The 12792-nt window shown below is 58.7% G+C and carries 11 protein-coding genes; 9 read left to right on the forward strand and 2 right to left on the reverse strand.

The features are described from left to right. Positions 1 to 2: 2 nt before the first annotated feature. The 6 genes from hemE to SLIT_RS00605 all read left to right on the forward strand — a co-directional run bounded on the left by hemE (position 3) and on the right by SLIT_RS00605 (position 7919). Entirely contained in the window at positions 3 to 1067 is a 1065-nt protein-coding gene (gene hemE, locus SLIT_RS00580; protein WP_013028258.1) for a uroporphyrinogen decarboxylase, read from the forward strand. A gap of 295 nt (positions 1068 to 1362) precedes the next feature. Next, the gene (locus SLIT_RS00585) at positions 1363 to 3582 is read left to right on the forward strand and encodes a primosomal protein N' (protein WP_013028259.1); all 2220 of its coding nucleotides are present in this window, start codon (positions 1363 to 1365) and stop codon (positions 3580 to 3582) included. 163 nt (positions 3583 to 3745) lie between these two features. Continuing rightward, the gene (locus tag SLIT_RS00590; RefSeq protein ID WP_013028260.1) at positions 3746 to 4225 is read left to right on the forward strand and encodes a hypothetical protein; all 480 of its coding nucleotides are present in this window, start codon (positions 3746 to 3748) and stop codon (positions 4223 to 4225) included. 406 nt (positions 4226 to 4631) lie between these two features. Next, the gene (locus SLIT_RS00595; RefSeq protein ID WP_013028261.1) at positions 4632 to 6044 is read left to right on the forward strand and encodes an FAD-binding oxidoreductase; all 1413 of its coding nucleotides are present in this window, start codon (positions 4632 to 4634) and stop codon (positions 6042 to 6044) included. Positions 6045 to 6093: 49 nt separating this feature from the next. Continuing rightward, positions 6094 to 6918 (forward strand): NYN domain-containing protein, encoded by an 825-nt coding sequence (locus tag SLIT_RS00600; RefSeq protein WP_013028262.1) that lies wholly within the window; start codon positions 6094 to 6096, stop codon positions 6916 to 6918. A gap of 140 nt (positions 6919 to 7058) precedes the next feature. Next, positions 7059 to 7919, forward strand: coding sequence for a ferredoxin reductase domain-containing protein (locus SLIT_RS00605; RefSeq protein ID WP_013028263.1), 861 nt, complete (start codon positions 7059 to 7061; stop codon positions 7917 to 7919). 10 nt (positions 7920 to 7929) lie between these two features. On the opposite strand, the gene SLIT_RS00610 is transcribed toward SLIT_RS00605, so the two are convergent. Both SLIT_RS00610 and SLIT_RS00615 read right to left on the reverse strand, forming a co-directional pair. Beyond that, positions 7930 to 8559 (reverse strand): phosphatase PAP2 family protein, encoded by a 630-nt coding sequence (locus SLIT_RS00610; RefSeq protein WP_013028264.1) that lies wholly within the window; start codon positions 8557 to 8559, stop codon positions 7930 to 7932. 12 nt (positions 8560 to 8571) lie between these two features. Continuing rightward, positions 8572 to 9138, reverse strand: a complete 567-nt coding sequence (locus SLIT_RS00615; RefSeq protein WP_013028265.1) for a DUF4337 domain-containing protein — start codon at positions 9136 to 9138, stop codon at positions 8572 to 8574. Positions 9139 to 9369: 231 nt separating this feature from the next. Between SLIT_RS00615 and SLIT_RS00620 the strand changes: the two genes are divergently transcribed. The 3 genes from SLIT_RS00620 to SLIT_RS00630 all read left to right on the forward strand — a co-directional run bounded on the left by SLIT_RS00620 (position 9370) and on the right by SLIT_RS00630 (position 12789). Then, positions 9370 to 10404 carry an aldo/keto reductase gene (locus tag SLIT_RS00620; RefSeq protein WP_013028266.1) on the forward strand — a complete coding sequence of 345 codons (1035 nt, stop codon included), beginning with the start codon at positions 9370 to 9372 and terminating at the stop codon, positions 10402 to 10404. A gap of 105 nt (positions 10405 to 10509) precedes the next feature. Then, positions 10510 to 12186: an arginine--tRNA ligase gene (gene argS / locus SLIT_RS00625; RefSeq protein WP_013028267.1), complete on the forward strand. Its 1677-nt coding sequence runs from the start codon at positions 10510 to 10512 to the stop codon at positions 12184 to 12186. A gap of 24 nt (positions 12187 to 12210) precedes the next feature. Then, on the forward strand, positions 12211 to 12789 hold the full coding sequence (locus SLIT_RS00630) for an SPOR domain-containing protein (protein ID WP_013028268.1): 579 nt from the start codon (positions 12211 to 12213) through the stop codon (positions 12787 to 12789). The last annotated feature ends 3 nt before the right edge of the window (positions 12790 to 12792 follow it).

Here is a 12792-nt window from a genome sequence, read left to right on the forward strand (position 1 = left end):
AAATGAACTTCAAAGTAAAGAACGACACCTTCCTACGCGCCCTGCTGCGTGAGCCGACCGAATACACGCCGTTGTGGATGATGCGCCAGGCTGGCCGTTACTTGCCGGAATACTGCGCCACGCGCAAACGTGCCGGCAGTTTCCTCAACCTGTGCAAGAGCCCGGACATGGCGACGGAAGTCACCCTGCAGCCGCTGGATCGTTTCCCGCTGGATGCCGCGATCCTGTTCTCCGATATCCTGACCGTGCCGGACGCGATGGGCCTGGGCCTGTATTTCTCCGAAGGCGAAGGTCCCAAGTTCGAGCGTCCGCTGACCACCGAAGCGGCGATCAAGGCGTTGCGCGTGCCGGACATCGGCAAGGACCTGAAATATGTGACCGATGCCGTGTCGCAGATCCGCAAGGCACTGGACGGTCGCGTGCCGCTGATCGGCTTCACCGGCAGCCCGTGGACCCTGTCCTGCTACATGGTCGAAGGCGGCAGCAGCGACGACTATGCCAAGGTGAAGACCTTGATGTACAAGGAGCCGAAGCTGATGCACCACATCCTCAGCGTGACTGCGGATGCCGTGACGGAGTATCTCAATGCGCAGATCGAAGCCGGCGCTCAGGCCGTGATGATCTTCGACTCCTGGGGCGGTGCACTGTCGCATGCGGCCTATCATGAATTCTCGCTGCCCTACATGCAGCGCATCGTGCAGGGCCTGAAGCGCGAGCACGACGGCGTCAAGATCCCCAGCATCGTGTTCACCAAGGGCGGCGGCCTGTGGATCGAGAGCATCGCCGACATCGGTTGCGATGCGGTCGGTCTGGACTGGACCATGGACATCGGCGTGGCGAGGCAGAAGGTCGGCCACAAGGTCGCGCTGCAAGGCAACCTCGATCCGACCATCCTGTTTGCGACACCGGAAGTCATCCACAACGAAGTGGAAAAGATCCTCAGCAGCTATGGTTATGGCAGCGGCCATGTGTTCAACCTCGGGCATGGGATCTCGCAATTCACCAACCCCGACAACGCGGCTGCGCTGGTGCAGGCAGTGCATGAGTTGAGCAAAAAATATCATTAAGAATCAAGCGCGGTTCAAAATCTTATAAACAGCGCTTGCTCGGCAACAGGCCACGGATGGCATCACCCGTGGCCTTTTTCTGTTCTGAATATAACCTGTTGTTTATTAATGGCCTATAGACCTGAGCAGAATTTGGGCTACAGCAGAAAACCGTATATACGATTAGCAGTTAGCGCATCTATCGGGTAATTGCCCACACAGTTATCCACAGGATATGTGCATAAGAAAAAATCCCCATTCGGCTCAAGCCGATTAGCTAAACTTCGCAGAAATCACCAGAGAAATTATCCATAACATGCCCATCATTCGCGTCGCGCTGGACGTGCCCTTGTCAACACTTTTCGACTACGTCGTGAGTGAAGAAATGCGGCTCGAGATCGGGCAGCGTGTGGTCGTGCCGTTCAGGCGCAAACAGGCGCTCGGGGTGGCGATGGAATGGGTGCAAGAAACGGCATTGGCGGTGGATCGCATCAAGCCCGTCACGCAAGTGCTGGACGATGTGCCGCCGCTGCCGCAAGAGCTGCTGGCCCTATTGCGCTTCTGCAGCGACTACTACCATTACCCGCTGGGCATGACCGTGCTGGCTGCGTTGCCTACGCGGCTGCGCGCCGTGGAGCCCATCACCGTGAAACAAGCGCTGGATTACACGCTGAGTGCCGCAGGCCGTGCACTGGACATCGCAACCCTGCCAAAGCGCCGCGTGGTGCAGCAGCGCATCCTGCAGGCGCTGCGGCTCGCGCCCCTGAGTGGTGCACAGATGCGCACCCTGTCGCCCTCGGCACCCGCCGCCTTGAAGTCGCTGCTTGAGGCAGGCTGGGTCGAATGTGTGGCTCGCAAAGCAGGCCCTCTCTCTAACTCTCTCCCGCAAGCGGGAGAAAGGACAAATGAGAAAGGCAATCTTCTTCTTGGGGCGCATGCACTCACTGACGAGCAACAACAGGCCGTGGATGCCGTCACACAACAAAAGGGCTACGGCTGCTTCCTGCTGCACGGCATCACAGGCAGCGGCAAGACCGAGATCTATGTGCACCTCATGCACGAGATGCTGCAACGAAGTGGGCAGATACTTCTGCTGGTGCCCGAGATCAACCTCACCCCGCAACTGGAGAACTATTTCCGCAGCCGCTTTCCCGACGTCGACCTGGTCAGCCTGCACAGCGGCCTGGCCGACGGCGAGCGCGCGCAGAACTGGCTCAAGGCGCAGTCAGGCGATGCGCGCATCGTGCTGGGCACGCGCCTCTCAGTTTTTGCGCCGTTGCCGAAGCTGAGCCTGATTCTGGTGGATGAGGAACACGACCCGTCCTTCAAGCAACAGGACGGCCTGCGTTATTCGGCGCGTGACGTGGCGATCTTCCGCGCCAACCAGCGCGGCGTGCCCATCGTGCTCGGCTCCGCCACGCCCTCGCTGGAGAGCTGGTTCAACGCGCAAAGCGGGCGCTACAAATTATTGAAGCTCACGCAGCGTGCCGTGCAACCGGCCACCCTGCCCGTCGTGCGCTGCATGGACATCACCAAACTGCCGCTGCAGGACGGACTGAGCGAGCCCCTGCTCACCGCGATCGAGACACGCCTGCAGCGCAAGGAACAAAGCCTCATCTTCATCAACCGCCGCGGCTATGCGCCGGTGCTGATGTGCACTTCCTGCGGCTGGTTGTCCGAATGCAAGCACTGTGCGGGCAAGCTGGTGCTGCATCAGAAAGACCGCAGCCTGCGCTGCCACCATTGCGGCGCACAGCAGCGCGTACCTAATGCCTGCCCCACCTGCGGCGATGCCGACCTCAAGCCGGTCGGTATCGGCACGCAGCGCCTGGAAGAAACGTTGCAGACCCGCTTTCCCAATGCGCGCATCCTGCGCGTGGACCGCGACAGCACGCGCAACAAGGGCGCATGGAGCGCGATGCGCAAACAGATCCACGACGGCGAGGCCGACATCCTCATCGGCACGCAGATGCTGGCCAAAGGCCACGACTTTCCCAACCTCACCCTGGTCGGCGTCATCAGCCCCGACGGCGCGCTCTACAGCGCCGACTTTCGCGCCTCGGAAAAACTCTTCGCCCAGCTCACGCAAGTCGGCGGCCGCGCCGGGCGCGCCGACAAGGCCGGCGAAGTCATCATGCAGACCGCCTTCCCCAACCATCCGCTGTTCCAGGCCCTGCGCGCGCACAACTACGAGATCTGGGCGCAGACCCTGCTTGCTGAGCGCCAGATGGCGGGTTTCCCGCCGTTCGTCTATCAGGCGCTGCTGAGCGCGGAAGGCAAACAGGAAAGCGACGCCTACAATTTCCTGAAGCAGGCGCGCAGTGCGGCAATGGAATTGCACATGCCCGTCGAAGTCTACGGCGTCGTCCCCGCCGCCATGCCCAAACGCGCCAACCACCACCGCGCGCAACTGCTGGTGCAGAGCGACAAGCGCAAAGCGCTGGGGGAATTCTTGCGGGCGTGGAAGCCGATACTGGATGCGCTGCCGGCGGGCAAGTTGCGCTGGGTGCTGGATGTTGATCCGATGGAGTTTTAAGGGATAAGAAGTGCCGAGCCCCGCTTTGGAAAAGTGAAACGCCATGTTATGGTTTGCACAACACAACAGACTAGGGAGATGAGTATGCGACATCTGGATCTATGGCAGGTCGATCAAGACTATCCGGCATATTTGCCACCTACTTTATGTTGGGGATATTGATATGTATTCCGAAATCACCGCCGCCATCCAGAGCACCAAGACCGCAATTGAACTCGTCAAGGCTGCCCATGGGCTTTCCAACTATAGCGAACTCCTCACCGCGGTCACTGCTGTTCAGATAAAGCTCACCGACGCCATCGCTTCTGAGTTGGCGAGCCAAGAGAAGCAGGCGGCGCTCGCCGAACGGGTGCGCGAACTTGAAAAGCAAATAGCAGAAATCGAGGACTGGAAGAGCCAAATTCAACGCTATGCGCTATTTCAGTTCCCAACCGGAGCTCTCGCCTACGCGCTGAAGCCAGGAATGGAGAACAGCGAGCCGATGCACTATCTTTGTACGGCCTGCGTGGATAAGAAAAAGAAAACCACATTGCAACCTAAAGGTCGCCTTCTTCATTGCCCTGAGTGCGATTCCAACATCGCCATGCGAGATGCGCAGCCAATAAATGTTAATCGCAGCGGTGGGTCGTGGATGTCGCGGTGAACCCAATCCCTCCTTCTTGAATTAAAGCGAGCATAGGACGCAATAACCAACGGGCATTGCGCCGCATTTATACTTCCGCGGGTAATTAAAGGGGCCGTGGTCGAATTACCTTTTCAAACCAAGTTTGTTGGTTGTTACCGAATAACTTTAAAAGGTACCGGAGTCGAATTGTTTTGAGAGCGAATCGTGTCTATCACCGGACGCGAACATACCTATCCCGCAAAGCCCGTCGTTAGGCGTCCTGCAGGCAACATGGCTGAAGTAGACCGTCTTTTCTTGGCTTACAAGCCGCATGCCTGAACATGCCTGTTCTGCGCGGCTTCACGGGCAGATGGCAAAAGTATCTCCACAGCCACGCTGTCGTCCTGCAGGGCTACAATGCCATCCTGACAGGAGCCTGGACACCATGACGATAGAACCGCAACTACTGGAATCCTTCACCGCGATCGTGGGCAGCGACGGCGTGCTGACTGGCGCAGATGCCGTGCCGTACGGCAAGGATTGGCGCGGCCGTTATGCCAACGAGGCGCTGGCGGTGGTGTTCCCTGCTGATACGCAGCAAGTCAGCGCGGTGGTGAAGTTGTGTGCGGGCAACAAGATTTCCATCGTGCCGCAGGGCGGCAACACCAGTCTGTGCGGCGGCTCGGTGCCGCTGGCGGGGCCGCTGCCGCAGGTCATCATCAACCTGTCGCGCATGAACCGCATCCGCAACGTGGATGCCACCAACTACACCATGACCGTCGAAGCGGGCTGCAAACTGGCGTCGCTGTACGATGCGCCAGAACAGGCGGATCGCCTGTTCCCGCTCGGCCTGACCGCCATCGCGCCGCATTGCGAGATCGGCGGCAACCTGTCCACCAACGCGGGCGGCATCAACGTGCTGCGCTACGGCACGGCGCGCAACCTGGTGCTCGGGCTGGAAGTGGTGCTGCCGGACGGGCGCATCTGGAACGGCCTGCGCAGCCTGCGCAAGGACAATACCGGCTACGACCTGAAGCAGCTGTTCATTGGCGCCGAAGGCACGTTGGGCATCATCACCGCCGCCGTGCTGAAACTTTTTCCGCGCCCGAAGTCGGTGGCGACGGCTTGCATTGCGGTGCGCGACCCGGCGGTGGCGGTGGAGTTGCTGGCGCACCTGCGCGCCAACTGCGGCGACACGATCGACGCCTTCGAATTCATCTCGCGCTCCTGCCTCGACCTGGTTTTCAAACATATTCCAGACTCTAGTGAGCCGTTCGCCACCCGGCACGAATGGATCGTCATCACGCGCCTGGCTGACGTGCTGCCCGCGCCGCTGGATGCGGCCTTGCGCTATGCGCTCAATTCGTTCGGCGATGGTATCGTCGAATTCGAGGTCACCACCAACAAGGACGATGCCGAGCGCTGGTGGAAGCTGCGCAAGAACATCGCCGAGGCGCAGAAGCGGGAAGGCCTCAGCATCAAGCACGATATCTCGGTGCCGATCAGTCGCGTGGCGGAATTCATCGAACAGGCGAGCGACTCATTGCGCAAGGCCTACCCCGGCGTGCGCATCGTCGCTTTCGGCCACATGGGCGACGGCAACATCCATTACAACGCTTCCATGCCGGATGCGGCACAGAACAAGGCGTTCATCGAACAACAGGAGACCGGAGTGCACCACCTCGTGTATGAGATCGCAGCGAAGCTCGAAGGCAGCATCGCCGCCGAGCACGGCCTGGGCCAGCTCAAGCGCGAGGAGGTCACTCACTACAAGAGCGAGCTGGAGCTGGAATTGATGCGCAGCATCAAGAACACCCTGGATCCGCACGGGCTGATGAATCCGGGGAAAGTGATATAGAACACCAGGTCACATCAAGGTATCGCAATTCAACTCAAGGAGATGTGCAATGGCAAACCAACCCGAGATCACCAACATGGCATTGTTCTGCGACTTCGAGAACGTGGCGCTGGGTGTGCGCGATGCCAAGTACGCGCAGTTCGACATCAAGAAAGTGCTGGAACGCCTGCTGCTCAAGGGCAGCATCGTGGTGAAGAAGGCCTATTGCGACTGGGACCGCTACAAGGAATTCAAGGCCACCATGCACGAGGCCGCCTTCGAGCTGATCGAGATCCCGCATGTGAGGCAAAGCGGCAAGAACTCCGCCGACATCCGCATGGTCGTCGATGCGCTCGACCTCTGCTACACCAAGGCCCATGTCGATACCTTCGTCATCATCAGCGGAGATTCGGATTTTTCGCCGCTGGTGTCCAAGCTGCGCGAGAACAACAAATACGTGATCGGCATCGGCGTGAAGGATTCCACTTCCGATTTGTTGAGCGCCAATTGCGACGAGTTCATCTTCTACGACGACCTCGTGCGGGTGCAGGAAGCGAAGAAGAAGCAGGCCGCAAAGAAGACGCCGCCGAAGGCGAAAGCAGAAGCCGCAAAACCGGCTGAGGCGAAAGGCGAAGAAGACAAGAAGCAGGAAGCGATGGATTTTCTGGTTGAGACGGTCGAGGGCCTGATCTCCGAACGCGGTTCGGACGAGAAGCTCTGGGGCTCCATGGTCAAGACCACCATGCAGCGGCGCCGGCCGGGTTTCAATGAGTCGTTCTACGGTTACCGCTCGTTCCGCGAGCTGATGGAAGATGCGCAAAAGCACAAGCTGGTGATGCTGGTGAAGGACGAGAAATCGGGGCAGTACACGATCCGGTTGCCGGCGGCAGATTGAAGAGTCGCCAGTGCCGGGCCGACAGGAGTCATTGACCCCGAAGATCTGTGCCAGAATGATGCCAAGTCACAGATCGGCGATTTATTGAATTTCGTAATCCCGATTGATTCGGAATAACGTATTAGCAAAGGGGTAGAGAAATGCCAGATCCAGATATTGCTGAAATCGACGACTCAGCGATCTATAAGGCAGTGCTCCTGAGTTCGGAGCGCATCACGCCGGAGTCTTCGCGCGAAGAGATCAGGCAACTGGTCTTTCGTACCGACGACCTGGACTTCGACGGCAAGGTGGGTAGTTGTGTGCGTGTCCTTGCGCCCGGCCAGTATGGCAATCGCTATCACAAACGGTTCTACCTGATCGCCGACCACGATCACCAGTCTCCCGATGCGGCCGAGTTCGCGTTGTGCGTGCGGCGCTGCTTCTATACCGACGAGGTAAATGGCGAAGAATATGAGGGTATCGCCTCCAACTACCTGTGCGATCTGAAGCCGGGAAGTAGCATCGAGTTTTCCGGTCCGGTCGGCTACCCGTTCGTCATCCCTGCAAACCAGAGTGCGAGCCTGCTGATGATCGGCATGGGCACGGGCATCGCACCGTTCAGGGGATTGATACGCATGCTCTATGAGCAGCATGGGGGCTGGAAAGGCAAGGTACGTCTGTTTCACGGCGCACGCACAGGCCTGGAGATGCCGTACTTGAACGATGCGAACAACGATCTGGGCAACTATTTCGACCAGCCGACGTTCAAGGCTTTTCAGGCTGTCAGCCCGCGCCCGATGTTCGATGCTCCGGTGGCCCTGGACAATGCGCTCGAACAGAATGCGGCAGAGGTTTGGGAGATCATCAACAGTCCGGACAGCCGCATCTATGTGGCGGGCCAGTCGCAGATGCACACCCTGATAGACAAGGCGATGACCAGCATCGCCGGATCGTCGGATGCCTGGCTATCGAAACGAAACGAGCTGGTCGCTGCTGGCCGCTGGCAGGAAGTGCTCTATTAGCCAGCGCAGACTAGATGACTGGCGGAGCCGGGTCAACCACCGGCAACCGCAGTAGCTTCCGGATAGCGACAAGCACCAGCAACACCACCGCCAGGCTGGAAACAAATCCCGCCAGCACGTCAGCCGGGAAATGCGCCCCCAGGTTCACCCTGGAGATTCCGACCCATGCCACGAAACACACCCCTGCTACTCGCCACTTGCGCTTCAGCACCGGCCACAGGCTGGCGGTCACCAGCATGGCAAAAGACGAGTGTCCGCTGGGCAGACTGTGGTGATATTCCGGAATGCCGATGACATTCACCGTTCCCGGCAACAACGCCAGCGGTGGTCGTGAGAAATCGAGCATGGGTTTTATATATCCCAGTAACAGCCCGTCCAGCAAATAGGCGATGGTGAACACCGCGACTACCGACATCCAGCGCGTTGCTTGCAATTGATAGTGCCGATGATCCTGGTCGGGCCTGTTGACCGCGACCAGCGCAAACAACGTCAGCAATGCAAGGTAGGGGATGAACAGGTTATGGTCTCCCAGCGCGGTGCCGAGCAACATGACTTTATCCAGCCATTCGAACCTGATGTCGTTGATCGCGTGGAACAGCCAGACGTTGGCACCGCCCCAGTCGTAAAAGATCTCCTTCATTTCGATCCCGGCTTAAGCGGCAAGCGCCAGGCCCCACATCACCAGGCCGCCTGCGGCCGATACGCCCGCCAAAGCAAACAGCCATTTCTTGCGCGTCAAAACCGTGATGGATGCCAGCGAGATGGCGATCTGGATCAGCGTCATGGCTTGCGCCAATTTATGATGCGGATGCATCAGATGATCGCTTTCCTCGTTGGCTTTTTCCGATTCTGCCTCCAGTGCTTCGGCCTTGGCCTTGATCTCTTTCTTGTCGTTCTCGTATTTCTCGATCTGGGTCTTGTAATAGTCACGCTTGCTCGCCGGCGCCAGATCGGAAGCGAGTTCCATCAAGTGCCCCTTGTTGCTTTTGGCCTGATAGAAGCTCCATTGGTCGGAGGCCTGGGTCTTTTTCAGTACGGCCTCGTTCTTGAACAACATGGCCTGATTCTGGGTATCGCCGCCCTGATAGCTGACGATCGCGCCAACCGAGGCCAGGATCGCGGTAAAGATCGCGACCTGGCCGCTGAGCTTGTCGCCGCTATGCGCGCCGTGCTCCACCGCATGGTCGTGGGCACCGTGAACATGAAATCCTTCTGACATGGTATTTCCTTGAAAGTGGGTATGAAAACAGGCGCGCATTCTATACCCGGAAACATGGATGTGTAGCGAGGGTAAACCGCGATGACAGCCATGGTATTCAACCGATCGAGCGATGCTGCAGGAGTCGTACAGCAGTAGAATGAATCCTGCATTTTTGCAGGCCCCCGACAGGCTGCCGCAATACATGTAACTTGAATCGGCGTTCACCGGATCTTCACAGGAGTCACAGCCATGCGATATCGATTACTTGGTAACACCGGCCTCTATGTTTCCGAGTTGTGTCTGGGAACCATGACTTTCGGGGCAAAGGGTTTTTGGGAAGTGATGGGCGGCCTGCAGCAGGCCGATGTCGACCAACTGGTGAGTGCCTCCTTCGACCACGGCGTCAATTTTTTCGATACCGCCAATGTCTATTCGCTGGGTGAATCGGAGAAACTGCTTGGCCAGTCGATCAGGAATCTGGGGCTGCGGCGGGACGAGATCGTGGTTGCCACAAAATCCACGGGCATCATGAATGAGCTTCCCAACGGCCGCGGGCAATCGCGTTTCCATCTCTTCAACGAAGTCGATGCGAGTCTGAAGCGCCTGCAGCTGGACCATATCGATCTTTACCAGCTTCACGGATTCGACCCGCTCACCCCGTTCGAAGAGTCGTTGTCCGCGCTCAACGATCTGGTGCGATCGGGGAAGGTCCGCTACATCGGCCTGTGCAATATGGCGGCATGGCAGATCATGAAGGCGTTGGGGGTATCCAGGCTCAATGGCTGGAGCGAGTTTGCGAGTGTGCAGGCTTATTACTCGATCGCCGGGCGGGATCTTGAACGCGAGATATTCCCTCTGTTGCAGGACCAGAGACTGGGCCTGATGGTCTGGAGTCCGCTTGCGGGCGGGTTCCTGTCCGGAAAATTCAAACGCGGCAAAACGGCGCCTGCAGGCTCGCGCCGTACGGATTTCGATTTCCCGCCATTGGACAAAGAGAAAGCATTCGATTGCGTAGCGGCGATGGAGCCTGTCGCCAAGGCGCATGGCGTATCTGTCGCCCAGGTTGCCCTGGCATGGATACTGAGCAAACAACAGGTGTCGAGCATCATCATCGGCGCTCGCCGCATGGAGCAACTGAAAGACAATCTCGCATCCACGAAACTGGTGCTCACCGAAGAGGAGCTGAAGTCACTCGATGAGGCAAGCAAGCTGACCCAGGAATATCCAGGGTGGATGCTTGCGTTCCAGGGACAATACCGCGCGAAGCCGCCGGTGAAGGAATGATATAGGGTGAATGCATTTCACCGGCAATGCAGCCAGCAGCTGATGCAGGGTCGAACGGCGGTTTCCAAATGCTATAATCCGCGCCTCTTTTGAAGGTGCTGAGCAATGTCCGCTGTCCTGAATTTCAAATCCCATTTATCCGAATTGTTCGCGCAGGCCCTGCGCGAAGTCGCGCCCGACCATAGCGGAGCGACCGTGCTGATCGAACGCCCCAAGCAGGCATCGCATGGCGATTACGCCTGCAACCTGGCGATGCAACTGGCCAAGCCGCTGCGCAAATCGCCGCGCGACATCGCCAATGCGCTGATCGCGGCGCTGCCTAAATCCGACGTGATCGAAAAGGTGGAGATCGCGGGTGCAGGCTTCATCAATGTATTCATCACCACTGCCGCGAAGCAGGACGTAGTGCACGGCGTGCTGCAGGCAGGTGCGGGCTACGGCCATGTGCATGTCGGCGGCGGACGCAAGGTCGGCGTGGAGTTTGTCTCCGCCAATCCGACCGGGCCGCTGCATGTAGGCCATGGTCGCGGGGCTGCGGTGGGCGATTGCCTGTGCAACGTGCTGCATGCGGCCGGCTGGAATGTGACGCGCGAGTTCTACTACAACGATGCGGGCGTGCAGATCGACAACCTGACTCTCTCGGTGCAGTTGCGCTGCAAGGGCATCACTCCGGACGATCCGTCCTGGCCTGAATCGGGTTATCGCGGCGATTACATCGTCGATGTGGCCAAGTCCTACATGGCGAAGGAAACGGTCGAGGCCGACGATCAGCACATCACCGGCAAGGGCGACGTGAACGATGCCGAAGCGATCCGTCATTTCGCTGTGGCCTATCTGCGACGCGAGCAGGATCTGGATCTGCGTGCCTTCGAGGTGGAGTTCGACGTGTTCTCGCTGGAGTCCGCGCTGTATACCGACGGCAAGGTGGAAGAGACGGTGCAGAAGCTCATCGCCAGCGGCCATACTTACGAGCAGGACGATGCACTGTGGCTGCGCACTACCGATTTCGGCGATGACAAGGACCGCGTGATGCGCAAGAGCGACGGCGGCTATACCTACTTCGTGCCGGACGTGGCCTACCATCTGGACAAGTGGCGGCGCGGCTTCGAGCGCGTCATCAACGAGCAGGGTTCCGACCACCACAGCACGATCACGCGGGTGCGTGCCGGACTGCAAGCCCTGGATGCGGGTATCCCCAAAGGCTGGCCAGACTATGTGCTGCACCAGATGGTGACGGTGCTGAAGAACGGCGAAGAGGTGAAGATCTCCAAACGCGCCGGCAGCTATGTGACGCTGCGCGACCTGATCGACGAAGTGGGCTGCGACGCCACGCGTTACTTCCTGGCTGCGCGCCATCCCGATTCGCAGCTGGTGTTCGACATCGACCTGGCCAAATCGCAAAGCAACGATAACCCGGTGTACTACATCCAGTATGCCCATGCCCGCATCAGTACGGTGCTGGCGCAATGGAATGGCGACCGCCTTGCGCTGTTGCACGCCGATGTCGGCGTGCTGGACAGCGAGTACGAGACGCAGTTGCTGCAGCGCATGATCGACTTCCCGCAGGTGATCGAAACCGCCGCCGAAGACCTGGCGCCGCACCTGGTTGCGTTCTACCTGAAAGAATTGGCGGCCGATTTTCACAGCTACTATAATGCTTCGCGCTTTCTGGTCGAGGACGAGAAGCTGAAGCTGGCGCGCCTGGCATTGATTGCCGCGGTGGCGCAAGTACTGAAGAACGGGCTGGCCTTATTGGGCGTCTCGGCACCCGAAAAGATGTAAGCAGCAAAGACAAAAGGAAAGATCATGAGCGGGGATAAAGGCAAGGTAGTCGCAGGCGTGTTCATCGGCATGGTGCTTGGCATCACCGCTGCGGGCGCCGTTGCGTGGTATATGGTGAACAAGAACCCGACGGCGTTCGTCAACAAGGATCAGGCCAAGCCTGCTCCGCAAGTGCCTCCGCCGCTGGCGACTGCACCGACGATCATTCCGCCTCTTGCGACATCCGGTGTCGCCGCACCCCAACAGCATTTTGAATTCTACAAAGAGCTGACCGACAAATCGGACAATACGGCGCGTGGCAGCAATGCCAAATCCGTACAGAAACCAAAACAGCCCGCGGCGACAAAGCCGGCATCGGTCCCATCAGCTGCGAAAACGTATTTCTTGCAAGCAGGGTCATTCCAGAATGTCGATGATGCCGAGAAACTAAAAGCCAAGCTGGCACTCTCAGGTTTCGAGGCCAGCCTGCAAACGGTGAACATCCCGGACAAGGGTGTCTGGCATCGCGTGCGCCTCGGTCCGTATAACAACGACGAGGCGGGCAAAACCATTTCGGCGTTGAAACAGAACGGCATTATCGCCACCCAACTACACGCCCAGTGAAAG

It is taken from the genome of Sideroxydans lithotrophicus ES-1, assembly GCF_000025705.1.
In the GTDB taxonomy this organism is placed as follows: domain Bacteria; phylum Pseudomonadota; class Gammaproteobacteria; order Burkholderiales; family Gallionellaceae; genus Sideroxyarcus; species Sideroxyarcus lithotrophicus.

Bases quoted from the DNA above. Each gene is read 5' to 3' on its own strand.
- hemE (WP_013028258.1), top strand. From the start codon at position 3: ATGAACTTCAAAGTAAAGAACGACACCTTCCTACGCGCCCTGCTGCGT.
- SLIT_RS00585 (WP_013028259.1), top strand. From the start codon at position 1,363: ATGCCCATCATTCGCGTCGCGCTGGACGTGCCCTTGTCAACACTTTTC.
- SLIT_RS00590 (WP_013028260.1), top strand. From the start codon at position 3,746: ATGTATTCCGAAATCACCGCCGCCATCCAGAGCACCAAGACCGCAATT.
- SLIT_RS00595 (WP_013028261.1), top strand. From the start codon at position 4,632: ATGACGATAGAACCGCAACTACTGGAATCCTTCACCGCGATCGTGGGC.
- SLIT_RS00600 (WP_013028262.1), top strand. From the start codon at position 6,094: ATGGCAAACCAACCCGAGATCACCAACATGGCATTGTTCTGCGACTTC.
- SLIT_RS00605 (WP_013028263.1), top strand. From the start codon at position 7,059: ATGCCAGATCCAGATATTGCTGAAATCGACGACTCAGCGATCTATAAG.
- SLIT_RS00610 (WP_013028264.1), bottom strand. From the start codon at position 8,559: ATGAAGGAGATCTTTTACGACTGGGGCGGTGCCAACGTCTGGCTGTTC.
- SLIT_RS00615 (WP_013028265.1), bottom strand. From the start codon at position 9,138: ATGTCAGAAGGATTTCATGTTCACGGTGCCCACGACCATGCGGTGGAG.
- SLIT_RS00620 (WP_013028266.1), top strand. From the start codon at position 9,370: ATGCGATATCGATTACTTGGTAACACCGGCCTCTATGTTTCCGAGTTG.
- argS (WP_013028267.1), top strand. From the start codon at position 10,510: ATGTCCGCTGTCCTGAATTTCAAATCCCATTTATCCGAATTGTTCGCG.
- SLIT_RS00630 (WP_013028268.1), top strand. From the start codon at position 12,211: ATGAGCGGGGATAAAGGCAAGGTAGTCGCAGGCGTGTTCATCGGCATG.